Origin of the sequence: Domibacillus sp. PGB-M46 (assembly GCF_022668875.1) — a bacterium.
Classification (GTDB): Bacteria; Bacillota; Bacilli; order Bacillales; family Domibacillaceae; genus Domibacillus.
On the sequence record NZ_JAKGCR010000020.1, the window covers coordinates 1 to 25,347 of the forward strand.

A 25,347-nucleotide genomic window follows, 5' to 3' on the forward strand; every position below is an offset into this window, starting at 1 on the left:
GACTTGCATGTATTAGGCACGCCGCCAGCGTTCGTCCTGAGCCAGGATCAAACTCTCCAAAAAAATTTGACTTGCTCGTTTGTTTCTATAAAGATGACGGGCATCTTCTATAGAAGTTTAATTCTTAAAACGTTGACGTTTATTTTGTTCAGTTTTCAAAGATCAATTCTCTTTGCTGTCATTTCCGACAGCTAAATAATCATATCATACAGAATGTTTTAAGTCAAAAAACTTTTATCGAGAATATTATCTCAATAAATCATCATTTAACTAGGTAAACTTATCTTTTTTCGCTGGATTCTCTTACAATAGAAGTGAAAAATGTAACAACATCCAAACAAAAAGTCAATACCATCCCTTGAAAATAATTATCTTAAAATAGAAATTATCTTTCTTTTGCTTTACCACTTTGTCAGCGAAGCTTAAAAATATACCATACCATTTTGTTTACATCAACGATTTTTTCGTTGTTTTTACTTCCTGAATTTCATTTTTGCACCTATAAGCATCCAGGATAAGCTTGCGGATTGGTGGCATTCTAATTCAGTATGCAGTTCTTAAAAATGATGGACAGGAATTGTAATAAAGATGATGCATTTCTTTCATTGTACATAAACTGAAAAGGCACTATTTCTTCTTTAAGAAGAAGCAGCGCCTCACATCTTTTTATGATTGATGATATTCCAAACAACTTTGCTCATTTACATTACAATTTTCATGCGTGATAAAAAACCTTTTTCTTCATTATTCTTTTGCATGGCCCGCTGAATGCCCATGCATGTGTCCTGACTTCATTTCAACGGCCAGCCAGTCCACCCGGTAAAAGCGGATCAAAACAGCAATGCCAATAACTGTAGTAAATCCATAAAGCGCAAGCCAGGCACCGATGCTTCCCCAGTGAAGAAGGTTCGTACATATATATGTCAGCGGCACAAAAAACAGCCAGGACAAGACGAGTGAAATTTTCAGCAAAAATGTGGTGTCGCCGATACCCCGCAGGCCGCCTGCGTAAAAGTTAAACCACGCATCAAACAGTTGGAGGAAAGCAGAAATTTGAATTAACTGCACAGCAAGCCCATGTACATCCGGGTCGTTTGTATACATCCCAATAATGGAATCCGCAAATATAAATTCAAGAAGACCCAGAATGAAAATAAATATACTGCCAATAATAGCCGTTTCTGTCCCCATCCTTCTTGCCGCTAATGGGTTTCCGCGGCCAATATCCTGGCCGACTAAAATGGTGGCCGTCGTACCAAAAGCAAAAGCCGGCATGAATCCAAAACTCATGACACTTAAAGCTACTTCATTAGATGCCAGCGCATTCGTGCCCAGCTGTGTCACAAAAATCGTAAAAATAAACATCGCCATACTTTTTGAAAATTCTTCTGCCCCTAATTTTCCGCTTTCTGAAGCAATTAACGTACAATCCGTACGGTCCACCCTCGCTTTTGAGCGTGTACGATAGCGTTTATGCAGGATAATAAAATAAACGTAGGCAGAAAAAAGAAAAATTGTACATTCTCCGATTAATACAGCCCAGGCAGCCCCGATCAAGCCTATTTCAGGAAATCCTGCATTTCCATAAGTCAGCGCGTACGTAAAAAACACCATGACTCCGTTCCCGATGAGGGATGTAACCATGGGGGTTCTTGTATCACCAATTCCCCGGAAAAAGCCATGCAGTACAAAAGTAAACACTGTTGCGGTCATCGCCAAAAAACGGACCGTCAAATAGCCGGTTCCTTCTCTGATCAGATCTTTTGAAGAACCCATTAAGGATAAAATGGCTTCCGAGGCAAACAAACCAGTGAGAATAACGAGTATGTTGGCGATCACACATAAATAAAGAGCAATTGCTGTCTGGTTTACGCCTCGCTTCATGTTATTGGATCCATAGTGCTGGGCTACAAGATAATTTACAGTATGGCCAATCCCGGAAAACAATGCCCATACATTGTACATAATGATATTAGAGACACCAACAATCGCAATGGCTAAAGCACCCAGGTTTCCAACCATAATTAAATTGATCGTGCCGGTCGCGGTCATGGCCGCGAAAGAAGCAATCGAGGGAAGGGCAAGGACCAATATTTTTTTATAATTCATGAAAGCAGCTCTCCTGTTCAAACATTTGATAATTTCAATGAGTATCTAGCAACATGATTGCCGCTTACTTCCGTTTCTCAATTTTGCACTGCTTTTTATATTTAAAGCGATTTCAAAAAAAGCTTTAGTCATTAGAAATCAGGAAAATAGGAAAATAGGAATTCAGTTATTAGGCAGCACACAAATTTTTACAAGAATGGTCCAACTCTATTATACAAAAAGCTTGCAGACTTTGTCCTCTTAATAAGGATCGTGCCTGCAAGCTGAATCTTGGTTAGTTTTTCACCTGAAGAGAAGCATATTCGAACGATGAGAAGGTTTTATACTTTCTATTAAGAGAAGCCATTATTGGAAAAAGGATTTTTTGCTTTTCGTACTTAAAATGTCGCCCATCCATCCCTTTCTTCTTAAGTAACAATAGATTGCCAGCGTACTGATGACCATTAAGCCGCCTGCAAACAGGTAGCCCAGCTTCCATTCCAGCTCGGGCATATGTTTAAAGTTCATCCCCCACACCGCTCCAAGTACTGTGGCTGGAGCAAATAAGGTCGTGATAACGGTCAGTGTTTTCGTAATTTCGTTACCTCGGTGGGCAGAAACAAGGCTTTCAAAATCAAGCAGGGAATCAATTTCTTCTTCGTACGCTCTTACAAGAAACATGGCCCGTTCAAGCCGGTTTTTGGCCAGTTTATATTGTTTCCCTCCTGTCACTTCTTCTCCAAACGCTTCTTTTAAAGCCATGCGGATTTCCATGGCCGGAACAATGAGATTTTTCCAGATGAGCAGCTCTTGATCCGCACGGGCAACCTGGTCCAGTATTTTGATATTATTCCGCTTTTTTATTTTCCAAAATAAATCATGAAGCTCTAATTCAAAAGCATCTATTTTCTTTAAAAAGTGAGAAGTAATATGGCTGACCAAAACAAGAAACCCTTCAATGGGATTTTGAGCTTCATGCATTTTTTCCCTCATTGCTTTAACGTTCACATGATCCAGCTTAAGAAAATCAATATCAACCGTGATCAGCTGTTCCCTCGTTAAATAAAAATGAAAAACCGATTTATCTTCTTCTTCCTTGGCGCTCTGCACATATACGAGAGATCCCCAGAAAGCTTCTTTGCCTTCTGTGCCCGTATCCATATCGATGGCGTTTGTTTGATCTTTCGAGAGATTTTTCAACCACTCTTTACATATAGTATCCGTATTAGGAACCTTTTCTTCTATATTTCCATCATTCAGATTTAATTCGTACCATTGCCATTGTGAAGAATGAAATATGTGTTTCATTTTAATTTGTACCCCCTAGAGAAAAATTCCTGTTCGTTTTATTTCTTTTGCCCCCTCGCTTTCATGCTGATGACTGTCACCTTTTATATAAAATTTTCCTGACTTGTTAAACCAGCTTAATCGTTTAAAAGCTGAACGTTACGCGGCAGAAATATTGCAAGTCCGTAAGAAGCCTTTAAAGTAAAGAATGCCATTCTTATTTGGTTTTTCCCTCGTATCTTTAAAAATACCCTTACTCCTTTGTCAAAAAACGAGGTTTTATGAATCATTCTTTTCCTTTTGACTAAACAAAATTTTTAAAGATTAAACCATCCACCAATAATTTTTTGGCAATTAGAGGTTTAATTGCCTGCTAAACGGGAGAGTAAGAAAAAAAGGGTGAGGTGATAAGATGATCTATGCAGAAATAGCCCTTAAAATCGTAATCGGGCTGATTGGCTTAATTGTCGTAACACGGCTCCTTGGAAAAAAAGAGATGTCTCAGGTGACACCTCTTGATTTTGTATATGCCCTTGTCCTTGGCGGCATTTTAGAAGAGGGTATTTATGATCAGCAGGTATCCATCTGGCAGATTCTTTTTGCGGTTGCTGTATGGGGAGTATCAATCTATGCTATCGAAGTATTGGGGCAGAAAAAAGATGGCGTGAAAGAAATGCTCAAAGGGAAGCCTTCTCTTATTATCCGCAATGGCAAGCTGGATCACAAACAGCTTAAAAAGAATCACTTAGATTTAGAACAGCTGCGAACCATGCTTCGAAAACAAGGCGTTTTCACATTACGGGAAGTACGTGACCTTTATCTCGAGCCCGGCGGAGACATCAGTGTAAAACTACATACAAAATCCGACAGTGTCACTCCCGATATACTTGGCCTTATCCCTGAAGACGATGCTCCTTCTACATTAGTGATTGAAGAAGGAGAAATTAAAGTGAAAGAACTTCAATCGATTGGTAAAACAAAAGAATGGCTTCTTCGTGAATTAAAGAAAGAAAACTATGACAGAATTAAAGATATCTTTTACGGAGAATGGTCAGAAACAAATGGCTTTTATATTCAAACCTATTCCCGCTCTAAATAACGCTGGATAAACAATACACTTTTTTAACACATGTTTAGAAGTTATCAACGTTTGCTTTTAAGACTTTTTCCTTCACGCCTGGCAAGTGTCAGTCGATGGCTTAACAGGATTAAAACAAGCTGCTGTCTGTTTCTAGACAGCCGCTTTTTCTTTGTTCCGGCTTTTCCCTCTATACGGAGAAATAAAGAAATATATTTAATTGAATAAAAACTGCTGCTGGAAGGCGTTCTGCTCGATAAGAATTTGACTTCCATTATCAATTTTTCTTAAAAGGCACCTCTTTTTGCTCCTTTATGCAAATTGTGTAGAAGCTTTTTTTAAAATGATTTAGTATAGTTTTTTAAGCTAAAAGAAAGGGTGAATCGATGACCCGTTTACAGCATTCTAGAACGGTGGTTTTACTGGTTTTTATGATTGGCACATTTGCGATCGGCATGACGGAATATGTAGTGACCGGACTGCTCACCCAATTTGCAAAGGATTTACACGTAGAAGTAGCCACGACCGGGCTGCTGTTAAGTGTGTATGCGATCAGCGTTGCCATCTTTGGGCCTCTTGTTAGAATCATCACGATTAAAATGACCCCAAAGCCTTTATTGATAGGCATGATGGCCATCTTTGTAATCAGTAATATCATTGCGGCTACTGCCCCAACGTTTGAGGTACTGCTTGCCTCCCGGCTTTTATCCGCCTCGATGCACGCACCGTTTTTCGGGCTGTGCATGTCGGTGGCTTTTTACATTTCCGAACCGGAAAAACAGCCGAGTGCGATTGCGGCGGTACAGGGCGGCCTGACCATTGCGATTATGCTTGGTGTTCCGGCTGGCTCATATATCGGCGGCATTTTTGAATGGCGCTATGTCTTCTGGTTTATTACACTGCTTGGTGTAGTGTCGCTGCTTGGCATTATGCTCACCACACCGAACCAGAAGCATGTGGTCGTGCCTAAACTGAAGGAAGAGCTGAAAATTTTTAAAAACAAAAATGTACTGCTTGTGCTTGCTATTATTGTATTTGGCTTTTCTGGTGTGTTTACGGCCTACACGTTCCTGGAACCAATGCTAAGGGAACTATCTGGATTTGGGGTCAGCAGCATTACGATTGGGTTCTTTTTCTTTGGATTAGGTGCCGTAACCGGCAACTTTGTTTCCGGCAGAATTCCAGCAGTCCATTTAACAGAGCGGCTTATTTTAGCGCTCGTAATTTTAGCGGCTGTTTTAGCGCTGTTCACATTCCTGATTCCGTATTACGTGCTTGCTTTCGCTATGTGCTTTTTGTTTGGCGCCGGAACGTTCGGCACAACACCGCTTTTAAATTCAAAAATCATTATCGCCGGACGGGAAGCCCCTTCCTTATCAGGAACTATTGCGGCCTCTGTGTTTAACCTGGCCAACTGCATTGGTGCCACACTTGGGACGATTTTCTTAAACAGCGGCCTAAGCTATACGTGGATTACACTGATTGCGGCCGGAATGATCTTATTCGGCACAGTGATCGCGATCATAACGCACAAAGTAGAGGATAAATCTCTTTATATGCCCAGCAGGCAGCCAGTAGAATCTTGATCATGCAAAACAACCATCCGCATTTTCCAGCAGGAGACTCGGATGGTTGTTTTTTGCTTTTTTATTTTTGAAGAAAGTACCTTTTTTCTTTGTATCGCGTACTCTCCTATAAAGTTTCAGCAGGCAGGCCATTTCTCATAAATACACGCACCATGGCTATTTTGGCTTTTTCTTCGTCCGGTCCATGTATTTCCAGCTTAAAAGTTTTAGAATTCAGCACACTGTAAGTTAGGCCAAGGATACTTTTGGCATCTATATGCTTATCATCTGTACAAATCACAATACTCGACCGAAATGCATTGGCAGTTTGATTAATCTCAACCACTGCTTTTGCCAATGATTTATCTAGGTTCATATGCACGAATGCTCCTGTCTTTATTTAATCAAGTATGCAGCTAGTCGCTGGTCCACTCAAACTCTTTCTAAGTCACAGATGCCCCTTATAACTCCAGAATGCTTCCCGTTTTACGATGCAAAGCATGGATCATTGTAATAAATCACATGTGATAAAACTGCATGGCCGGCCATGTTTTCACAAGCTTCTACTGCCTCTTCTTCTGTATCAAATTCAAACATTTTAATTGCTTCTTTAGAATAAAGCGTGATCACCCACATCGACGTATTCCTCCTGAATATTTAGTTAAAAATTAACCAGCTTTCCTCCTGCTTACTGTTTTTTATCACTTATAAAGGCTTTAAACGAAGGTTACGCCAGCTGGTGGGAAAGTGCATAATTCTTTTTTGTAAACACATTGCCTTCTAAAATTGTTCTTGCCGTGCGGACTACTTTGATGGCACTGATATGCCCGGCAACAAAATCTACTTTCGTTTCCATAATCCCTGCTGGATGAGCCAGCCGGAACACTTCCTGTTTAATATTTATCAAGTCTGACAGAATAGTGTCTTCAAGGAAGGCAGCAGCTGTTGTACAAATGGCACCCGTAATGGCCAGTGCCTGATGTGGTTTCTGCATAGACATCATTCTAATGATAATATCCATATCCGCTGAGTTTCTATGCACCCCTGTACGGTCCGTAAAATCAGCTGGTGCTGCCACGATCGTCATTTTCGGAACAGCTGGCGACTTTAAAGTCGCTTCTTTACGATCCGCAAATCCACACATTTCAGCTGCAATAGAACGAATTTCTTCCAATTCTTTTAATTGGTCCGCTGTATAATCAGCCGGTAATTCTGTACCTTTAAGGCCAATGTCTTGTGCCTGGACAAAAACAAGCGGATTGGCTACATCCACAATAGAAATTGGGATAAGCCGGTCTCTCGTTTTGATCATATCAATCGGATTACCTGTTGGAAATAGTTTTCCAGTCACAGCGCCTTCTGCCTGCGTAAACGACAAGTAAATAGGTGCACCCGTACCCGGAACACCTGGAATAGAACAATCCCCTTCCGCTTTTACCTGTCCGTTTTCCACTTCCACTTCTGCAATGATTAACTTTTTCGTGTTTGTATTGTAAATCCGTACGGTTGTGACCGGTTCTTTTATCGGAACCATCCCCTGCTCAATCGCATACGGCCCAACAGCCGATGAAATATTCCCACAGTTCCCTTTGAAATCCACCATTTGATGATCAATGCTGACCTGCGCAAATGTATACTCCACATCAAATTTAGGAGAGTCAGATTTTTTAATAATGGCCGCTTTGCTTGTTAAAGAGTTAGCGCCGCCTAATCCATCAATCTGGCGCTGGTCCGGGCTTCCCATCACATCAAGCAGGAATTCTTCCCAAAGCGCCGGGTTTGTCGGCATGTGCTGATGATTCAGAAAAACCCCCTTGCTTGTACCGCCTCTCATGATCACTACAGGTACTTTCATCGTCGTTACCACCTTTTCACATTCGATAAGTGTATAGTATGATAAAGATACTGATAAATGAAATACATAATTTTTTCAGTAAAAACAAAAAAAAATTTATAACTAAAAATGGAGGCGGACGGGAATGGATGAAAAAGACTGGGTGGCTCTTCGGGTATTATATGAAGAGAAAAATTTCAGCCGGGCTGCTGAACGTTTATACATTTCACAGCCGGCTCTCACTTATCGTTTAAAAAATCTAGAAAAAGAATTTGGCACAAGCTTGTTTTTTAAAATAAAAAGCGGCATTGAATTTACATCCGAAGGCATTTATTTGGCCGATTATGCAGAAGAAATGATCAAAAAACTGCAAAAAACAAAGGATTACATGCTGAATATGCAAAATGAAGTAAGAGGTACCCTTCGCCTTGGCGTTTCCAGCAATTTTGCCCAGTATAAACTGCCGAAGATTTTAAAAAAATTCTCCGCCCAGTATCCAAATGTTCAGTTCAGTGTAAACACGGGATGGAGCACGGACATTATGCACCTTTTAAATTCCTCCAGTGTGCAGCTGGGCATTTTACGCGGAAACTATGAGTGGTACGGCATTAAAACACTGCTCCATAAAGAGAGGCTTTGTTTAATTTCAAAAGAAGACGTTGATTTGGAAGACCTGCCTGAACTTCCGTTTATCAATTATAAAACGGACAGTTCCCTGAAAAACTTAATGAATGACTGGTGGCATGACCGCTTTCCGGATCCGCCGAGAGTAACGATGGAAAACGACCGGCAGGAAACCTGCAAAGAAATGGTCAAGCAGGGGCTTGGCGTATCGATCCTGCCAGAAATCTGTCTTCAGCCTTCAGACAACCTTCATACATATGGATTGTCTTTTAAAAACGGAGAGCCTGTCCTGAGAAATACCTGGCTTATGTACAGCCAGGATGCGCTGCGGCTTTCTACCGTCAAAACCTTTATCGATTTTTTGAACAAAAAGGAAAATATATAATCATATTCAAAGCGCAGGAACACCTCCTGCGTTTTAGATTATAAATAATTTTTATTAAAAATTTAAAAAATAATGTATTTCCTTTATCTCTTTCTTTGTATTACGCTGAATACAGAGCATATCCTATACGGCCTTTTAACTTGTAAGCGATTACTTTATGAGGAGGGATTTTTATTCTTACATTACTCGGTATATCCATGGTGGTTGTGTTCACGTATTTAATTATGGCTAAACGTTTAACTCCGGTTGCGGCTCTTACCATTGTGCCTATCCTCTTTGCGGTGATCGGCGGGTTCGGTTCCAAACTTGGGGACATGATGATGGAGGGATTGAAAACGGTTGCACCTTCAGCCGCCCTGCTCCTATTCGCTATCCTGTTTTTCGGTGTTTTAATTGATGCGGGTTTGTTTGATCCTCTTATTCAGAAAATGCTGAAGATTGTAAAAGGGGATCCGGTTAAAATCGCAATTGGAACCGCAGTGTTAGCACTGACGGTTGCACTGGATGGAGATGGGACAACGACTCATATGATTACCATCTCAGCTATGTTTCCGCTTTATAAACGTTTAGGGATGAAGCCGCTTGTGCTGGCGACGATTTCCCTGCTTTCTTTAAGCATTATGAGCGGCATGACACCATGGGGCGGTCCTGCCACAAGAGCCATTACCTCGTTAGGTCTTGATGCAGGCGACTTTTTCATTCCACTTCTTCCAACGATGTTTGGCGGTATGGCTTGTGTGATCGGCATTGCTTTTCTTCTAGGTAAAAAGGAACGTGAACGCATTGGGGTTATTGAAATTGATCTTGCTGCGCAGAATCAGGCTTCTCTTTCCGAAGCAGCAGCAGCCTATGCTTTGCAGGAAGATATTAAGCGCCCGAAATTAGTGTGGGTAAACCTGCTGCTGGTTCTTTCGGTTATGGTGATCTTAGTGATGGGGCTTCTTCCGGTGCCCGTACTGTTCTTAATTGGTTTTGTGCTTGCTTCCATGATCAATTACCCGAATTTAGAACAACAGAAAGAACGGATGCTGGCACATGCCGGAAATGCTTTAACGGTAGTAACGCTTGTGTTTGCTGCAGGCATCTTCACTGGTATTTTTGAAGGAACCAAAATGGTCGATGCCATTGCCAATTCACTTGTAGCCATTATTCCTGAATCTTTAGGATCTTTCTTCCCGCTTGTTGTGGCGTTAACCAGCATGCCATTTACATTTGTACTTTCAAATGATGCTTACTATTTCGGTGTGCTCCCCATTTTAGCAGAAGCCGCATCCGCTTACGGAATCGATCCTGTTGAAGTAGCGCGGGCTTCCGTTCTTGGCCAGCCGGTTCATTTTTTAAGCCCGCTTGTAGCTTCTACCCTTCTGCTAGTTGGCATGGTGAAAACAGACCTTGGAGAATTTCAGCGGTATGCCATTAAATGGTCCATTCTTTGTTCCCTTTTCGTCATTGTAGTCGCGGTGCTGACCGGAGCAATTTCTATTTTTTAATAAACAATGAGGGCTGCTCATCAAGAGCAGCCCTCATTGTGTGTAATAACACGTACGATTGTTTTGGCCAGCTTCATCACCGTATGCAGGCGGGTATCGTTTAAAAATTGCGCGGCTGGCAGCGGATCGAGGTAATTCACAACACCGGTTAAATGATAATCTCCTACTGCCGGCAGCACTTTTTTCAATGCCTGGCCCGGCAGAAGAGGCCCTTCCTTCAACAAAACCGCCCCTACCTGCTCTTTTTCTCCGAGCCCCGCATCGATACTAATGATAAACGGCTGCCCAAACCGCCTTTTTACGGCTTTTAATGTACTTTCTAAATTAAACGCATGAACCGGTTCTTCGAGTGTACCGTAAATACAGTAAGAAGTATTTTCTTTTAACATCGTTCCTACTAAAGGTCCCAGCGCGTCGCCAATCGACCGATCTGATCCAACACACAAGAAAATAATTTCCCTGCCTTCATTCAATGGCTGCCGGAGAAGATCATTTAGGACATGGGACATTGTTTCAATCTCCTGGTCTGTGATTCGTGTATTATCATAAACAGAACATAGCACTTTTTGCTTTACCTCTTTGTTCTTTTGGCCGCCGAAAAATCCCATCGTCTTCCCCCTTTGTCTTCATTATAGAACGCTTCGGATCCAAAGGCACCTTCAAACCAGGCGCGCAATGCATTTAAAAACAAAAACATTATATTCTCCTCTTCATATACAAAAATATATGTATACATATATTTTTGTATATAAGTATACACATATACATTTACAATGATGAAAACAAACATGAATAGATATATTTGACACTCTTTGGACTTCGCTAAAAAGTTTAAACAAGGAACAAAAAAGAGCTTTTATAAAAGCTCCCTTCTTGCTTAAATAAAATTCACGCTTTTCACTAATGTCTTAAATTCTTCTTGTCTATCCTCATTTTCAAAAACTCGTTTTGGAACTATATATGCCTCCATTATGCTGATAAAAAGAAAAAAATACGCTTCATTCTCCTCCACTCGCTCAATACCAGACCAGTTTGTTTTTTTCTCGCCTGCACGGTTTTTCTCGGTAAAACCTTTTCTATCCATTACAAGCGTATGCAGTCCAAACATGTTATCATTTCTGCTCTCATTTAACATTTTACTTACATTTCTCTTTATATGCCCGTAAAAGAACTTAGGATACAAAATAACCCATAAGACCGAAGCCACTGCAAACGTAATAAAAAGCCCTGACAGCCATTCTTCTGTCACCCAGGAAACAACCAGCGCAAACAGTAAAAAAAGAACAGGCCCCATCAGACGCTGCATTATTAAAGCACGTTTTACCGTTTCCGATTGCTTGGCAGCATGCAGCTGGAAAGCCAGGTAATCCTCTTTTGTTAAATCGTATGTCAGTTCCATTTTTGTCCCCTTTTTACCATCTCTGTTAGAAAGCTATACTTAGTATGTTAAATAAAATATTGTTTAGCTCATCTTTCCTCTATCATTATCGCATAAACAATGACCGATATATTTTAACACGGTCAAGCCCGCTTTCCTAAAATCTTTTAAGTAGATTGTGATAGACCTATTCGTAACCGCTTTGTATATTTGATGGCTAGTCTCAATATGTTACTTATTTAACGCGATAAAGCTTGAAAGGATCAAAACAGCAAAGCGGTTATGCAGTTCATTGCATGAAAATGAATTTGTCTCTATAATGACCGAAGTGAAAGGAGACGAATTACGTTGTACCAAGTTAAGCAATATTCATTTTTAGTATTAGGCACCTTTATCATTGCCCTATGTTTTAACTTACTGCAAAGTCCGAATCAGATTGCTTCTGGCGGATTAACCGGTGCATCTCTTGTTTTAGGTGATGTATTTCATATTTCTTCAGCTATCATTCTCTGGGCAGCCACACTGGTGCTGCTGATTGGCGGCAGCTGCTTTTTAGGCCTTCATACCATTTTAAAAAATATTATTGGTTCTCTTTTAATTCCTTTTTTCGTTTATGTTACAAAAGAAATCCCTCCGCTTACACATGATCCTCTACTTGCGGCAATTTATGGCGGTTTAGGGGTAGGGCTTGGCTTGGCCGTCGTGTTCCGGGCAGAAGGAAACACGGGCGGGTTTACCCTGATTGCGCAAATTCTGCATAAGAAAAAAGCAATCAAACATAGCACATCCATTATGGTGATGGATGCAGCGGTTATGATTGCAGGAGGAATCGTTTTTTCTCCGGAAAAAGCATTGTACGCATTAGTCGGCGCATTTGTCACCCGGTTAACGATGGATTATGCGTTGCGGGTTCAGCAGAAAAACTCTAAAGTGGCATATATTATTTCTTCAGTGGAATTTGAAAAGCAGATCAGCGAATCTATCTTAACCGAATTGGATCGGGGATTAACGAAGCTTTCTGGTTCAGGCGGCTACACGAATAACGAAAGAATCGTGATGGTGACGGTGCTGGCTCCGTCAAAAATCGCGACATTAAGAGCTCTGGTTCAAGATATTGATTCGCATGCCTTTATTATTTTATGTGAGGCGACGGAAGTATTCGGTGAAGGATTCACCCAGCCGGTTTCTCCTCCTAAGAAGCTTGTTTCTTCCAACGCCATCTAATTACCTGCGCACGCCTCCTTCCCTCCTCTCTTCTGTTTGAATAAAACAGGGTTTGGCAAAAACGTGGTTGATCGTTATGTTAGTTTGAATACTAAACGGGTAACGGAAACTATGGAGTTTGAACACATAGGGAGGAACGGAATATGGCAGATAAGAAATCTCGCGATGGATTAACGGTTGTCATAGCCGGCGCTTCGAGCGGACTTGGAAAAGGCACCGCACGCCGGCTTGCTTCCGAGGGAGCAAACCTTGTACTGGGTGCCCGCCGTACGCAGCTGCTTGAAGAACTTGCGGAAGAATTCGGCCCAAATACAGCCGCTGTTAGGATGGATATTGGAAAAGAAGAAGATGTAAAGAAACTGTTTGATACGGCTATGGAGAAATTTGGCCGTATTGACGTGTGGATGAACATGGCCGGCGTCGGATTAATTGGCCCTTATACGGAACTTCCAACCAAGGATCTGCAGCAGATTGTTCAAACAAATATACTCGGCACTATGTATGGCAGCCATTATGCCCTGCGCCAATTTAAAAAGCAAAAGTCAGGTACACTTATTAACCTTGGCTCCGTAGCCAGTAAAATCGCTTTTCCGTACTACACCGCCTATACAGCGACGAAATATGCAGTAGCCGGGCTGAGCGCCGGGCTTTATCAAGAAATGAAGCTTGAAAACTTTAAGGACATTCATGTATGTGTGGTCCATCCCTGGGCGACCGATACGCCTTGGTTTGATCATGCTGGAAATTACACTGGCCATAAGGCGCAAATGAAACCGATGGACGATGCAGAAAATGTAGTAAGTGCCATTTTAGACTTATTGGATAACCCGCAGGAAAGCGTCGAAGTAGGTGTAAAAACAAAAGGATCCTCGATTTCGAGCAACTTGATGCCGGGATTGACCGAAACCTTGAATGCCAAGTATTTAAATAACGTGATTCAAGACGCTCCCCCTGCTCCTCCAAGCCCAGGTTCTCTGCATGAACCGATGGAAAGCGGCACTGGCGTTTCAGCCGGCCTTCGAGAGCGGATGAAGAAAGAGCAGTAAAAGATTTTCCAAACTTCAATACAAGGGTCCGCCTGCTTCACACAGGCGGACCTTTGTATTTCCATCTATTTGTTAACCATTTTTGGCACGATCGATAATTTCCTGCAATTCCGGCGTAAAACCTTTGATAGCGCGGTTTTCCCATACGGTCACCGGCACGCCTAAAAAGCCGAATTCCTCTACTTCCTGCTGGTACTTCTCACTTGCCCGTACGTCCCTTACTTCAAACGGTACTTTTTCTTCAGTCAGCACCCGTTTTACAAATTCGCACTCCACACAGTCATCCATTGAGTAGACAATTACTTGTTTCATCATAGTCCGGCTGCTTCCTCTGGTCCATTCATACTTGCTTGTTTTTTCATTTTCTCTCTATCCCTCTATCTTCGCTAAATTTTTCTTGTTGCTGTTATTTTATCATATATTGCTGATTCTATATCTATTCAGCCTGACAAACATGTCACTAACCACAAAAACCAGAGAATTTATAATACTCCTACTTACCCATGTTTCTCTATGGTAAAATTTAGAGGTGCTTTTCCAAGTTTGCTAGAAGAACAATGATTATGCTAAAAGGCCAGCCGAAATTTAATCATTAATTGTTTCCGAAGCCATTCTTGTATGAAAGGAAAGATTATATATGCACACAGCGGCAAAACCGCAGCAAGTACAGCCCGTCACCATGTACCGTATTTTGTTTGCCATCAGTTTAGGGCATTTTTTAAATGACTGTATGCAGTCGGTTGTACCGGCACTGTTCCCGATTCTTGAAAAGTCGATGAATCTAAACTATACACAGATCGGCTGGATCGCTTTTGCACTGAATATGACTTCATCCCTTATGCAGCCCGTATTTGGCGTCGTGGCAGATAAACGGCCGTCTCCCTTCCTGCTGCCTATCTCGATGTGCTTAAGTATGATCGGCATGGTCGGTTTGGCCGTGGCGCCAAACTTTTATTTCGTGCTGGCTTCGGTGCTGTTTATTGGATTTGGATCGGCTATTTTTCACCCGGAGGGCTCCCGTGTAGCGTACATGGCTGCAGGAGCAAAGAGAGGGCTGGCCCAATCTATTTACCAAGTAGGCGGCAATACCGGCCAATCGATGGCACCCCTTTTTACCGCGTTTATTTTTATTGGGCTTGGCCAGTTTGGGACGATTTGGTTCGTTCTGTTGGCGGGTCTTGGTGTTTTGATTTTATATGGTGTATCCAAGTGGTACAAAGGAGAAGCAGCTGTCCGAAAGCATGTTAACAAAAAGCAAGCGTCTGACCTTGCCATAAACAAAGAAATTATATTTGCTATAAGCCTTTTGATCTTTCTAGTGTTCGCCCGCTCGTGGTATAGTGCTGGCATTTTAAACTATTTTCAATTTTACGCTATCGAAAAATTTGATTTATCGATCAAAAGTGCGCAGCTGTATGTATTTTTATTTATGATAATGGGCGTATTTGGCACGTTTTTCGGAGGTCCGTTAGCCGATCGTTTCGGAAAACGAAATATTTTGCTTTTTTCTATGCTCGGCGCCGTGCCGTTCACTCTATTCCTGCCCCATGCTTCTCTTGTATTAACTGCGCCGCTGCTTATTTTGGCCGGTTTTATCATTCAATCAAGCTTTAGTGTGACCGTTGTGTATGCACAGGAACTGCTTCCGGGTAAGATAGGCCTTGTTTCAGGATTAATTGTAGGCCTCGCTTTTGGTATGGGAGCCATCGGTGCAGTGATTTTTGGCAAGTTAGCCGATGTATACAGCCTTCAGTTTGTGATGCTGTTTTGCAGTTTTTTACCGCTGCTCGGCCTGTTAACGTGGCTACTTCCGAGTGATAAACGCGTAAAAGAAATCCATGAGATGTCTTGAAACGTTCCCCTCAGCGGGCTCAAAGTGAAGAATAAGCTGCTGAAAACAAAAAGAAAAGCTGGACAAAAGTCCAGCTTTTCTTTTTTAATTATACTTTACTTTCAGTACCAGAATAATTAAGGCGAAAAATAAGGTAATGGAATTGGCCAGTATAACTGGCAGATCGTTCGTGAAAATCCCGTATACTACCCAAAGAGCCAGTCCTGCTGCAAACATACTGTACATCAGCAGGGAAATGCCTTCTGTATTTTTTTCTTTGAGTGTTTTAATCGTTTGAGGCAAAAAGGATAAAGTGGTCAGGCTGGCGCCTAAAATACCAATGATTGTGAAAAGACTCATCGTTCCTCTCTTTTCCGGGCCATTATTTTTTCACCTGGCTTACAGGCTCTAACTGTTTGCCGTTTGTCGCAATGACATTTTTGTACCATTCAAATGAATCTTTCTTGAGACGCTTCATTGAACCGTTTCCTTCGTTGTCACGATCCACATAAATCATGCCGTAGCGCTTCTTCATTTCACCTGTTGTGAAAGACACAATATCGATAATTCCCCATGGTGTGTAGCCCATCAAGTCAACGCCATCGTATGTCACTGCTTTTTCCAATGCTTCGATATGTGATTTCAAGTAATCGATTCTTTGTGTGTCATGAATAGATCCATCTTCTTCTACTGTATCAATCGCACCAAATCCATTTTCGACGATAAAGAGCGGAACTTGATAACGGTCATAGAAACGGTTCAATGTGTAGCGCAGTCCCGTTGGATCAATGGCCCAGCCCCAGTCACTTGATTTGATGTAAGGATTTTCTACGCCATTCGGTAGCCCGCCGTTTACGATATCTCCTGTATTGTCTTGTTCTACATCGCTTTTAACTGTTGTCGACATATAATAGCTGAAACCTAAGTAATCGACTTTACCCTTGCGCAAGATTTCTTCATCTCCGTCTTCAAACGGAATGTTATAGCCTTCTCTTTCAAATTCTTTTAGCGCATAGCTTGGGTAGTAGCCGCGCACTTGTACATCCGCAAAGAAATAACGCTGTCTCATTTCTTCTTCCGCCAGCATCACATCTTCCGGATTAGATGAGTAAGGATAAATCGGTACGTGAGACACCATCGCGCCGATTTGGAACTCTGGGTTAATTTCTTTCCCTTTTGCGACTGCTAGTGCACTGGCAACCAGCTCATGATGCCCAGCCTGATACATGACTTCTTTTGCATTTTCGCCTTCTTTAACCATCACGCCAGAGTTTGTCCATAAGAACAACGGATTGCGGACATCCATTTTGTTGTTGATTTCGTTAAACGTCATCCAGTATTTCACTTTGTTTTTATAACGCTTAAAGCATACTTCAGCAAACTTGGCAAAGAACTCAACCACTTTTCGGTTTCTGAATCCGCCGTATTCCCGTGCCAGATGAAGCGGCATTTCAAAGTGAGACAGGGTAATCACCGGTTCAATGCCATGCTTTAGAAGCTCATCAAATAGATCATCATAAAATTGCAGACCTTCTTCATTTGGTTCCGCTTCATCTCCTTTTGGGAAAATGCGGCTCCAGCCGATTGATGTGCGCAGGCATTTCAATCCCATCTCCGCAAACAGGGCAACATCTTCTTTGTAGCGGTTGTAGAAATCAATTGCTTCATGGTTTGGGTAAAACTCGTTTTCTTCAATCGTGTCGGTAATTTTTCTTGGCACTCCATGCGCGCCTGCTGTCATTACGTCTACGACACTTGGCCCTTTTCCGCCTTGATTCCATCCGCCTTCAAATTGGTGGGCGGCTAGTGCGCCGCCCCATAAAAAGTCTTTTGGCATGTTTGTCATTGTTTTTCCTCCTTATTTTACGACCGTAAACAGTCTGTCACTTAATGTACTTGTTTGGATGTTTTCAACGATTACTTCTTGATAAGCACTTGAGTTTGTAATGATGATTGGTGTGATCGTTGTCAGCCCTTTGCTGTGAACGAAGTTTTTATCAAATTGGATCAGCATATCGCCTTTCTTGAATTTGTCGCCATCGGCCACTTTCAATTCAAACGGCTCTCCATTTAAGTTAACCGTATCAAGGCCAATGTGGACAAGCAATTCAACTCCTGATTCTGAACGAAGGCCGATTGCATGCTTTGTTGGTGCCACCATCACGACCGTTCCATCAAATGGAGCATGCAGCTTGTTGTCTGTCGGCTCAATCGCCAGCCCCTGACCCATAGCACCTGAACTAAATACTTCATCCGGCACTTCAGAAAGCGGGATCACTTTGCCGTTAAATGGAGCGTATATTGCTTCTTCATTGTTATCAGGATTAGTTGATAGCGCTGAAACCTCTTTTTGTCCCTCTTCTGCTGCAAGTTCATTGTCTGCTTTTTTGGCTGTATCTTCACCGTAACCAAAGATTTGAATCAATATGATAGGAAGTACGATCGCAATCGCAACACCCAGTAAAATCCCCCAGATAGACATTGGGTACTCTGGATTAATTCCGTTTACAATCGTGAGCGGTCCTGGAAGTCCTGCATAAGCAAAGTAATATGGATTAAAGAAACTTGCGGCAACCGCACCGATTGCACCGGAAATGCATCCGAAAATAAATGGCTTTTTAAATCGTAATGTTACCCCGTAAATGGCTGGCTCTGTAATACCAAATAGTCCTGTTACACCAGCTGACACACTGACTTTGCGTGTTTCCTGGCTTTTTGCTTTTAAGATCACACCCAGTACTGCACCGACTTGTGCAATAACGGCGATCGTTTGGTACGCCTGGAATGAATCGCGTCCGTATAAATCATAGTTTGCCAGTACCATTGGCGTAATGCCCCAGTGAACGCCGAAGATTACGATCACTTGCCAGAATCCGCCGATGATGGCTCCTGCTACAGCCGGTGCATTTTCAGCTAAGAAGTTGTATCCGTTTGCAATTCCAGTCGCACCCGCTGTTGTAACAGGGCCGATTAAAAGAATTGTGAGCGGAACCATAATGACCAAGGATAAGAATGGAACAAGTAATGGTCTAACAACTTCGTTAATATTCTTGTTTAAAAATCTTTCAAGGTAAGACAAAATCCATACTAAAAATAGCGGCGGCAATACAGACGATGTATACGTCGTTGGAGACAGCGCAAGCCCTAAGAAATTCATGCTGTTTCCTTCTGTAATTTGAGCTGCGATTTCTGCCCATGTTGGACTTACTAATGCCGCACAGCAGGCAACTGCGATATACAAATTGGTTTTAAAATGATTCGCTGCTGTAATTGCGATAAAAATCGGCAGGAACGTAAACGGTGCCCATGAAATAAAACTAAATACTTGATAAGTCCCTGTTTCAGCAAAGCCGGGAAACAATAAATTAATGATGATGAGCGCACCCTGCAAAATACCCGCTGCAGCCAAAATGTAGATAAACGGTGCAAATACGGCTGACATTGTTGCAATAATACGGTTTACAACCGTTCCTTTGTTTTCAGTTTGTACATCACTTGCTTGCAGGTTTACCAGCCCTGCAAACTTCTCGTACACTTCCCCTACGTGCTGGCCAATGACAACTTGAAACTGGCCGCCGTTTTCTACTACGGTGATCACGCCTGGCATGGATGCTACTTTATCTTTTGCTTTTGGATTTGACCGCTTCAGCACTAGTCTTAGCCGTGTCGCACAGCGTGTCGCTCCAAGGACATTTTCTTCTCCGCCAACTGCTTCTAAAATATCTCTTGCAAGCTGAGAATAATCTCTCACTTTTCCGGACATTTGAAACCCTCCTTTAATTGCGTTTTGTTTTGTTAATACGCTTTCATTATAATTGTACCGGTCTAATTTTTCAATACCCAGATAAAAATTTTATTTATAAATAATTTAAAAGGATGGTCGTTCATGAGTTTATGCTATAATGTTGTTATAAATAAAGTGAATAATATCAATACATAAATGAGGACGGACTATGCTAAAATACCAGCAAATCGCAGCGGAAATTGAAAAATACATCGAAGATCATGCGCTTCAGCAGGGAGACAAACTGCCTGTTTTAGAAACATTAATGGCACAGTTTGAAGTAAGCAAAAGCACAATTACGAAATCATTAGATCTATTAGAAAGAAAAGGAGTTGTCTTTCAGGTTCGGGGCAGCGGCATTTTTGTCAGAAGGCATAAGAGAAAAGGTTATATCAGCCTTCTGTCTAACCAGGGGTTTAAAAAGGATTTAGAGGATTATAAAATTACGTCTAAAGTGGTTGAACTAGAAGTCAGAATACCTACCCAAGAAGCAGCCCATAATTTAAATATTGGACTTGATGAGGAAGTGTATTATGTTAAACGGGTCCGTTATATTCAGGAGCAGACGCTATGTTTAGAAGAATCCTACTATAATAAATCCATCGTGACGTATTTAAATAATGAAATTGTGACCGAATCGATCTTTAACTACATTAAAGAAGGATTGGGATTAAAGGTCGGCTTTTCAGATGTATACCTGCATGTAGATAAACTGAACGAGGAAGAAGCGGAGTATTTAGGCTTAAAAAATGGAGACCCTAAGCTTTTAGTGGAAAGTGTTTTTCATTTAACGAACGGACAGCCATTTAACTTCTCAAAAGTGACCTATAACTACCAGCAGTCACAGTTCTTTATCCAGGCAAACAGTCATTTTTCTTAAAATGGCTGTTTTTCCTTTCCAGAGAAATAAGCTAAAGTGATATGAAAACAAAAATAAAAAGACCGCGTTAACAAGCGATCTTGCATGGTCTTATCCCAAGTTCCTCTTCCTAAAAACGTCCATGCGGCTCAAGAATCTACCATATGGACGTTTTCAGCTTTATCTGCAAAATCCCTCTTCAAACCCTCATTAACTGTTATTCGATTCCGCAGGTTTTTCGTAAAGAGACTGTACTTCTTCTGCCGGAAGAGCTAATCCATCATAAATACGCACCTCGTCCATTAACCCCTTGAAAGGAGTGTCCCAATAGTTAACACCTAAGCCAAACACGGCATCCATGGAGGTAAATACATGTGGAAAGCTTCCTCCTGTATATTTTGCTTGACCATTGATATAAAGAACAGCGTTTCCTTCATTGACCGTGAAAGCCAGATGTGTCCACTCACCTGCCGGGATGGTCTTATCTGTCACGGCATCATACCAAGTGTCGCCATTGTGTGACTAAACCATTGTATTTCCCCAGGAGGTTTTTGGTACAATACTGATCCAATGATTAGAGGTTTCTGCGCCAAAGAACGCGGTTGTAAATTCAGTGATTTGATCTGGTTTTACCCACAATGATACAGTGGACGTGTCACCTGTAATTAATCCGTCAGCTAAACGCAGTCCAAAGCTTCCGTTAAACTTAAAGGAAAAAAGCCAGGCATTCGACGATAGAATCGTCGAATGCCTGGCTTAATTAAAACTAGAGGAACTTTTTCAGTGCCCTCATTTATTTGGCTGCCTCTTTTAAAAAACGATATTAACAAGAATATGTTATTATATCCTTTCACTCAAATCTATCATTGAAAAATAAAACATATTCCGGTTATTTGACTTCTATCAGGTAAAGGGCCTCCCTGCAATCCGGGCCATTCACTGTTTTTTTAAGGTTTCGCATGTCTCCATAATAAGTGAGCGGCGGTTTGTCATTAGCATTGTCGGTAAATGCATATTTCTTTTTCTTTTTTTTAATTTCCGAATAGCCATCCTTTTTCTCATATCGAACAATGGCTCCTTCATTTACCGCTTTGATGGCTTCTGTCGGAGTGATAAATTTTTTCTTTGCATTCTCCATAGCATCCTCCTGTTGTGCAAAATAGGTACCCGCTGCCTCTGTCACAACACACGTCACGCTACTAAACTTCTCTTTAACTAATTCTCTACCCATTCGCAAACTGTATAAACAAAATTATTTTAAATTAGGCACAAATCGAAATTAATCTTAAGGATCCAATTGAACTTCCGCCCACTTATTTAACGATTGAAGTGGTGTATTCTCTCCGGAAATGATAAAAAAACGGTCAAGAATATAAGTCTTAACCGGTTTAATCTTATTTCATTTAAAGTTAATTCGATTTAAAATTTTTGCTTTTTGATAATGAAAAATGGATTGGGACCATTCAAAAATGGTGCCGTTCGTTAAGTGCACTGTATTTTCAACAATCAGAGCTGGTTCTTGTGGATTCACCTGAAGTAATTTTGCACTTGCTTCATCAATTTTTTCACAGTTGATGATTTTGTCCGCGAAGCCGATGTTTAACTTTAAGTCGTCTATCAGGTAACTATAAATAGACTTTGTAGCGATCTCTTCGTTTAAGTATGGTACCATATCTTTTTTAAAGTAACTGATTTCAATGGAGAAGGGTTCATCATCGACTACGCGCAGCCGTTTAATATAATAAAGCTTTGTGCCTTCTTCACAGCGCAGCTGCTGTGCTTTTGCTTTATCCGCCTCTATTACCTGTAAAGCTAGAATTTTTGTTTCAATGGTTTTTGAAGCCAAATCTATCGTTAAGCCTCTAAGGCTCCCCAGATTGATATAATCTGTTCCGGATTCTTCTCTTAAAAACATCCCGCTGCCCTGCACTTGATAGATATAGCCGCGGTTCACCAGTTGAAGAATGGCTTTTCGAATTGTATTTCGGCTCACTTCAAACTGTTTTATCAATTCATCTTCTGTCGGCAGTTTTTTCGTTTGACCAAACTTTCCTTCCCGAATGTCCGATTCTAAACGGTCCGCTATTTCTTTATATTTTACAGCCATATAATCTCCCTATCATTCGTTCAATACATACTTGCCTTTATTATACACAAAACCTCTTGATTGGAATCAAGAGGTTTTCTTTTTGTTATAGCTCTTCTCCTCTCGTTTCAATGATTTGCTTGTACCAGTGAAACGACAGTTTTTTCTTACGGTTTAGAGCATCATTATGATCAACGTAAATAAATCCGTATTGCTTTTTAAACCCGTTCAGCCAGCTCAGCAGATCAATGACAGACCATGCGTAATACCCTTTTAAATGAATACCTTCCGCGATGGCACGCTTAATCACTTTTAAATGCTCCTCAATATATTTAATACGCGGAACATCCACGATTTCGCCCTCAATAATCGGATCTTCGTCTCCAAGGCCGTTTTCTGTTACATACATTTTAATATCACCATAGCGGTCTTTTAGCATGTGAAGACCGTCTAAAAATCCTTGAGGCGAGATTTCCCAGCCCCATTTCGTATACGTTTTATCTTCCATTTTCACTGTCCGGTAAAAGCCATCAAAAGATGGGTTTCCAGGAGCCAACGTGGAGGTTTCTCTTGAATGCTCCACGGATGAAACCGCTTCGTAATTTTTTTCTACACGAATCGGCTGGTAATAATTAAGACCGATAAAATCATTTTTTCCTGCATTTCTTCTTAATATATCCAGCTCATCTTTTGTCCAGTTTGGCGTCCAGCCTTTTTCTTTTAATTGCTCTGTCACATAAGATGGATATTCACCTTTTAAGATCGGGTCATAGTACCAAAATGTTTCATATTCATTCGCATGACTGGCAGCGATGATATTTTCCTCCTGATCATCTACGCTGTAAGCTGGCAGAAATACATGCGTAATCCCGATTTCACCATATTGATTCAGCTGTTTATACACTTCTACCGCTTTTGCATGAGCATAGAACACATAGTGCGTTGCCTGAAAGTACTTTTTTTCATCGTTCTGGATACCAGGCGGGTGCGCACCTTTTAAATAACCTAATCCACAAAACATTACCGTTTCATTGAATGTAATCCAATGTTTAACACGATCACCGAATGCCCGGAAACAAATGTCTGCGTATTTGACGAATGCTTCTGCTGTCCGTTTATTTGTCCATCCTCCGTCTTCTTCAAGCGTCAGCGGCAAATCCCAATGGTATAGCGTTACAAACGGGACAATTCCATATTTTAAGCATTCATTGATGATATTGTTGTAAAATTCCAAGCCTTTTTCATTTACTTCCCCGTCTCCTGTTGGCAAAATACGCGCCCACGAAACAGAAAACCGATACGATTCAAGTCCCATCTCGGCCATTAATTCAATATCTTCTTTATAACGATGATAATGATCGATCGCTACATCACCGTTTGTGCCTTCAAATGTTTTTCCTGGGATCTTTGAAAAGACATCCCAGTTAGTCAACCCTTTACCATCTTCATTCCATGCTCCTTCTACCTGATAAGAAGCAGAAGCTGCTCCAAATAAAAAATCGTGTGGAAACTTCATCTCAAATCCTCCGTTTTTATACCAATTTATTTAATTCATAATAATGTATTATATTTATAGGCATAAATTTAATTTGATTATATCCTTTTTTTCAGTACTTGACTACCCAAAATTCAGACGCCGGTACCACTTAAGCCCAAATTACATTGTTGACCTTAATGATGGAATTCCATTCAAGCACCTTCCTAATGGCATGAATACTGCTCAATCAACATATTCACCAGCGAGCTATTTCTAAAAATTTGACATGAACAAAAGGAAAGAATGTTACGTTTTTTTAAGACGGTGGTATAAATATAAAAAGACCACTATATAAGTGGACTTTCTTTAAAATGTTTTGTTTACAAAAGATGATAAACGGGCTTTTTGTTTCGTTCTTACTGGATTCGAGGACTAACTATTAGAGCACTGAGAGGAGCCTGCCAATATGATGGATAAGAATTATGTAAAAAAATTTAAATCTATTGCTTCACACGAAGGCATGAATATAGGGGACCCTTATACTTTTATTGACGACGTTGAAGTAGAACTAGCCGATCTTCTTGAAAACGCTTTAGATAATGAAGAACAGGCCATTAAAATACTAGAAGATCAACAAGAAGGTTTCGAAATACCCTTCTCAATAAAGAGAGCCTTTAATAACCATGATTATCTGGTGATCCACGGCAGCATTATTAAAGACCAAAAAAAATGCGGCAATAAGGCGTTTCCATATTTCTCAAACAGCTATAGTAAAATAGATTTCATAAAAAATGGAAACTATACAGAGCGCAAATTTATATACAAGGACTAACGCTGGCCATTTTCTTAAACCTGCTAGTCATATAAGACGGCATTTTTGAGGACAAAGTTTTAACGGGCAGCTCCCCGTTAGCCACTGAAGCCGAAAATTCCTATTACTCCCTGCTTTTTTTAAACACGTTTATTTCACGAACAAATTTTAGCTTTGATGCTTTGCAGAAACTTTGCGCTTCCCACATTCCTTAGTAAGGCCTTTACCCTCTCATATATTGCGTTTGCAATCTTAATCATTATTTCTTGGTGCTTATTTTGAAGCATATCAGTATGTGGTAATTACGACTTCTCACGATTGCCTAGTTATTCCTCTTGCCGCTAAGTTCCGTAGCTTTTTTGTGCCATTAACATAAATAACGATCTCTTACAGCTGCTTTTCAAACTGTAAATCATAAAAAAGAACCTTTAATCCACAGCAGATTAAAGGTTTGATGTTCTATTATGCTTTATCTGACTTTACGGTTGTGCTGGCGAGCG

General features: G+C 41.0%; 23 protein-coding genes, 1 rRNA gene and 1 pseudogene. 9 read left to right on the forward strand and 16 right to left on the reverse strand.

Annotated elements, in window-relative coordinates:
- The 3 genes from L2D08_RS17915 to L2D08_RS17925 all read right to left on the reverse strand — a co-directional run.
- Positions 1-63, reverse strand: a 16S ribosomal RNA gene (locus tag L2D08_RS17915); the annotation flags it as partial.
- A gap of 681 nt (positions 64-744) precedes the next feature.
- The gene (locus tag L2D08_RS17920) at positions 745-2,109 is read right to left on the reverse strand and encodes an MATE family efflux transporter (protein ID WP_242235817.1); all 1,365 of its coding nucleotides are present in this window, start codon (positions 2,107-2,109) and stop codon (positions 745-747) included.
- Positions 2,110-2,454: 345 nt separating this feature from the next.
- Positions 2,455-3,396, reverse strand: a complete 942-nt coding sequence (locus L2D08_RS17925) for a magnesium transporter CorA family protein (RefSeq protein WP_242235818.1) — start codon at positions 3,394-3,396, stop codon at positions 2,455-2,457.
- Between the two features lie 391 nt (positions 3,397-3,787).
- On the opposite strand from L2D08_RS17925, the gene L2D08_RS17930 reads away from it, so the two are divergent.
- A complete protein-coding gene (locus L2D08_RS17930) occupies positions 3,788-4,474 on the forward strand; it encodes a DUF421 domain-containing protein (protein ID WP_242235820.1) in 687 nt (228 codons plus the stop codon).
- Positions 4,475-4,839: 365 nt separating this feature from the next.
- Positions 4,840-6,039, forward strand: coding sequence for an MFS transporter (locus tag L2D08_RS17935; RefSeq protein WP_242235821.1), 1,200 nt, complete (start codon positions 4,840-4,842; stop codon positions 6,037-6,039).
- A gap of 106 nt (positions 6,040-6,145) precedes the next feature.
- Here L2D08_RS17935 and L2D08_RS17940 read toward each other — a convergent pair whose 3' ends face one another.
- From L2D08_RS17940 to L2D08_RS17950, 3 genes are all read right to left on the reverse strand, one after another.
- Positions 6,146-6,394 carry an HPr family phosphocarrier protein gene (locus tag L2D08_RS17940; protein ID WP_242235823.1) on the reverse strand — a complete coding sequence of 83 codons (249 nt, stop codon included), beginning with the start codon at positions 6,392-6,394 and terminating at the stop codon, positions 6,146-6,148.
- 110 nt (positions 6,395-6,504) lie between these two features.
- Entirely contained in the window at positions 6,505-6,654 is a 150-nt protein-coding gene (locus tag L2D08_RS17945; protein ID WP_242235825.1) for a hypothetical protein, read from the reverse strand.
- A 91-nt stretch (positions 6,655-6,745) separates the two neighbouring features.
- A complete protein-coding gene (locus L2D08_RS17950) occupies positions 6,746-7,873 on the reverse strand; it encodes a 2-methylaconitate cis-trans isomerase PrpF family protein (RefSeq protein ID WP_242235827.1) in 1,128 nt (375 codons plus the stop codon).
- A gap of 124 nt (positions 7,874-7,997) precedes the next feature.
- Between L2D08_RS17950 and L2D08_RS17955 the strand changes: the two genes are divergently transcribed.
- Both L2D08_RS17955 and L2D08_RS17960 read left to right on the forward strand, forming a co-directional pair.
- Positions 7,998-8,861: a LysR family transcriptional regulator gene (locus tag L2D08_RS17955; RefSeq protein WP_242235829.1), complete on the forward strand. Its 864-nt coding sequence runs from the start codon at positions 7,998-8,000 to the stop codon at positions 8,859-8,861.
- 173 nt (positions 8,862-9,034) lie between these two features.
- Positions 9,035-10,351: a CitMHS family transporter gene (locus L2D08_RS17960; RefSeq protein ID WP_242235944.1), complete on the forward strand. Its 1,317-nt coding sequence runs from the start codon at positions 9,035-9,037 to the stop codon at positions 10,349-10,351.
- 20 nt (positions 10,352-10,371) lie between these two features.
- Here the strand turns inward: L2D08_RS17960 and yyaC are convergent, their stop codons facing one another.
- Together yyaC and L2D08_RS17970 are read right to left on the reverse strand one after the other, a co-directional pair.
- Positions 10,372-10,959 carry a spore protease YyaC gene (gene yyaC, locus L2D08_RS17965; protein ID WP_242235831.1) on the reverse strand — a complete coding sequence of 196 codons (588 nt, stop codon included), beginning with the start codon at positions 10,957-10,959 and terminating at the stop codon, positions 10,372-10,374.
- 269 nt (positions 10,960-11,228) lie between these two features.
- A complete protein-coding gene (locus L2D08_RS17970) occupies positions 11,229-11,750 on the reverse strand; it encodes a YcxB family protein (RefSeq protein WP_242235833.1) in 522 nt (173 codons plus the stop codon).
- A 327-nt stretch (positions 11,751-12,077) separates the two neighbouring features.
- On the opposite strand from L2D08_RS17970, the gene L2D08_RS17975 reads away from it, so the two are divergent.
- On the forward strand, positions 12,078-12,953 hold the full coding sequence (locus L2D08_RS17975) for a YitT family protein (RefSeq protein ID WP_242235835.1): 876 nt from the start codon (positions 12,078-12,080) through the stop codon (positions 12,951-12,953).
- A 143-nt stretch (positions 12,954-13,096) separates the two neighbouring features.
- Positions 13,097-13,999: an SDR family NAD(P)-dependent oxidoreductase gene (locus L2D08_RS17980; RefSeq protein WP_242235837.1), complete on the forward strand. Its 903-nt coding sequence runs from the start codon at positions 13,097-13,099 to the stop codon at positions 13,997-13,999.
- 72 nt (positions 14,000-14,071) lie between these two features.
- On the opposite strand, the gene L2D08_RS17985 is transcribed toward L2D08_RS17980, so the two are convergent.
- Entirely contained in the window at positions 14,072-14,314 is a 243-nt protein-coding gene (locus L2D08_RS17985) for a glutaredoxin family protein (RefSeq protein WP_242235839.1), read from the reverse strand.
- 322 nt (positions 14,315-14,636) lie between these two features.
- On the opposite strand from L2D08_RS17985, the gene L2D08_RS17990 reads away from it, so the two are divergent.
- Positions 14,637-15,851 carry an MFS transporter gene (locus L2D08_RS17990; protein ID WP_242235841.1) on the forward strand — a complete coding sequence of 405 codons (1,215 nt, stop codon included), beginning with the start codon at positions 14,637-14,639 and terminating at the stop codon, positions 15,849-15,851.
- Positions 15,852-15,935: 84 nt separating this feature from the next.
- Here L2D08_RS17990 and L2D08_RS17995 read toward each other — a convergent pair whose 3' ends face one another.
- From L2D08_RS17995 to L2D08_RS18005, 3 genes are read right to left on the reverse strand one after another with little or no spacing between them, the layout of a single operon-like run.
- Positions 15,936-16,190: a SemiSWEET transporter gene (locus L2D08_RS17995; protein WP_242235842.1), complete on the reverse strand. Its 255-nt coding sequence runs from the start codon at positions 16,188-16,190 to the stop codon at positions 15,936-15,938.
- A 22-nt stretch (positions 16,191-16,212) separates the two neighbouring features.
- Positions 16,213-17,676: a 6-phospho-beta-glucosidase BglA gene (gene bglA / locus L2D08_RS18000; protein ID WP_242235844.1), complete on the reverse strand. Its 1,464-nt coding sequence runs from the start codon at positions 17,674-17,676 to the stop codon at positions 16,213-16,215.
- 12 nt (positions 17,677-17,688) lie between these two features.
- On the reverse strand, positions 17,689-19,593 hold the full coding sequence (locus tag L2D08_RS18005; protein WP_242235846.1) for a beta-glucoside-specific PTS transporter subunit IIABC: 1,905 nt from the start codon (positions 19,591-19,593) through the stop codon (positions 17,689-17,691).
- 190 nt (positions 19,594-19,783) lie between these two features.
- On the opposite strand from L2D08_RS18005, the gene L2D08_RS18010 reads away from it, so the two are divergent.
- Positions 19,784-20,494: a GntR family transcriptional regulator gene (locus L2D08_RS18010; RefSeq protein ID WP_242235848.1), complete on the forward strand. Its 711-nt coding sequence runs from the start codon at positions 19,784-19,786 to the stop codon at positions 20,492-20,494.
- Between the two features lie 189 nt (positions 20,495-20,683).
- Here L2D08_RS18010 and L2D08_RS18015 read toward each other — a convergent pair.
- From L2D08_RS18015 to L2D08_RS18030, 4 genes and pseudogenes are all read right to left on the reverse strand, one after another.
- Positions 20,684-20,977: pseudogene (locus L2D08_RS18015) on the reverse strand (LamG domain-containing protein); the annotation flags it as partial.
- 385 nt (positions 20,978-21,362) lie between these two features.
- Entirely contained in the window at positions 21,363-21,704 is a 342-nt protein-coding gene (locus tag L2D08_RS18020) for a hypothetical protein (protein ID WP_242235852.1), read from the reverse strand.
- 168 nt (positions 21,705-21,872) lie between these two features.
- Positions 21,873-22,580 (reverse strand): GntR family transcriptional regulator, encoded by a 708-nt coding sequence (locus tag L2D08_RS18025; RefSeq protein WP_242235854.1) that lies wholly within the window; start codon positions 22,578-22,580, stop codon positions 21,873-21,875.
- A gap of 85 nt (positions 22,581-22,665) precedes the next feature.
- Entirely contained in the window at positions 22,666-24,075 is a 1,410-nt protein-coding gene (locus tag L2D08_RS18030; RefSeq protein WP_242235856.1) for a glycoside hydrolase family 1 protein, read from the reverse strand.
- 427 nt (positions 24,076-24,502) lie between these two features.
- On the opposite strand from L2D08_RS18030, the gene L2D08_RS18035 reads away from it, so the two are divergent.
- The gene (locus tag L2D08_RS18035; protein ID WP_242235857.1) at positions 24,503-24,868 is read left to right on the forward strand and encodes a hypothetical protein; all 366 of its coding nucleotides are present in this window, start codon (positions 24,503-24,505) and stop codon (positions 24,866-24,868) included.
- Positions 24,869-25,347 lie beyond the last annotated feature (479 nt).

Bases quoted from the DNA above. Each gene is read 5' to 3' on its own strand.
- L2D08_RS17990 (WP_242235841.1), top strand. From the start codon at position 14,637: ATGCACACAGCGGCAAAACCGCAGCAAGTACAGCCCGTCACCATGTAC.
- L2D08_RS17970 (WP_242235833.1), bottom strand. From the start codon at position 11,750: ATGGAACTGACATACGATTTAACAAAAGAGGATTACCTGGCTTTCCAG.
- yyaC (WP_242235831.1), bottom strand. From the start codon at position 10,959: ATGGGATTTTTCGGCGGCCAAAAGAACAAAGAGGTAAAGCAAAAAGTG.
- L2D08_RS18005 (WP_242235846.1), bottom strand. From the start codon at position 19,593: ATGTCCGGAAAAGTGAGAGATTATTCTCAGCTTGCAAGAGATATTTTA.
- L2D08_RS18035 (WP_242235857.1), top strand. From the start codon at position 24,503: ATGATGGATAAGAATTATGTAAAAAAATTTAAATCTATTGCTTCACAC.
- bglA (WP_242235844.1), bottom strand. From the start codon at position 17,676: ATGACAAACATGCCAAAAGACTTTTTATGGGGCGGCGCACTAGCCGCC.
- L2D08_RS17930 (WP_242235820.1), top strand. From the start codon at position 3,788: ATGATCTATGCAGAAATAGCCCTTAAAATCGTAATCGGGCTGATTGGC.
- L2D08_RS17925 (WP_242235818.1), bottom strand. From the start codon at position 3,396: ATGAAACACATATTTCATTCTTCACAATGGCAATGGTACGAATTAAAT.
- L2D08_RS18025 (WP_242235854.1), bottom strand. From the start codon at position 22,580: ATGGCTGTAAAATATAAAGAAATAGCGGACCGTTTAGAATCGGACATT.
- L2D08_RS17950 (WP_242235827.1), bottom strand. From the start codon at position 7,873: ATGAAAGTACCTGTAGTGATCATGAGAGGCGGTACAAGCAAGGGGGTT.
- L2D08_RS17940 (WP_242235823.1), bottom strand. From the start codon at position 6,394: ATGAACCTAGATAAATCATTGGCAAAAGCAGTGGTTGAGATTAATCAA.
- L2D08_RS18020 (WP_242235852.1), bottom strand. From the start codon at position 21,704: ATGGGTAGAGAATTAGTTAAAGAGAAGTTTAGTAGCGTGACGTGTGTT.
- L2D08_RS17995 (WP_242235842.1), bottom strand. From the start codon at position 16,190: ATGAGTCTTTTCACAATCATTGGTATTTTAGGCGCCAGCCTGACCACT.
- L2D08_RS17955 (WP_242235829.1), top strand. From the start codon at position 7,998: ATGGATGAAAAAGACTGGGTGGCTCTTCGGGTATTATATGAAGAGAAA.
- L2D08_RS17985 (WP_242235839.1), bottom strand. From the start codon at position 14,314: ATGATGAAACAAGTAATTGTCTACTCAATGGATGACTGTGTGGAGTGC.
- L2D08_RS17935 (WP_242235821.1), top strand. From the start codon at position 4,840: ATGACCCGTTTACAGCATTCTAGAACGGTGGTTTTACTGGTTTTTATG.
- L2D08_RS18010 (WP_242235848.1), top strand. From the start codon at position 19,784: ATGCTAAAATACCAGCAAATCGCAGCGGAAATTGAAAAATACATCGAA.
- L2D08_RS17920 (WP_242235817.1), bottom strand. From the start codon at position 2,109: ATGAATTATAAAAAAATATTGGTCCTTGCCCTTCCCTCGATTGCTTCT.
- L2D08_RS17980 (WP_242235837.1), top strand. From the start codon at position 13,097: ATGGCAGATAAGAAATCTCGCGATGGATTAACGGTTGTCATAGCCGGC.
- L2D08_RS17945 (WP_242235825.1), bottom strand. From the start codon at position 6,654: ATGTGGGTGATCACGCTTTATTCTAAAGAAGCAATTAAAATGTTTGAA.
- L2D08_RS18030 (WP_242235856.1), bottom strand. From the start codon at position 24,075: ATGAAGTTTCCACACGATTTTTTATTTGGAGCAGCTTCTGCTTCTTAT.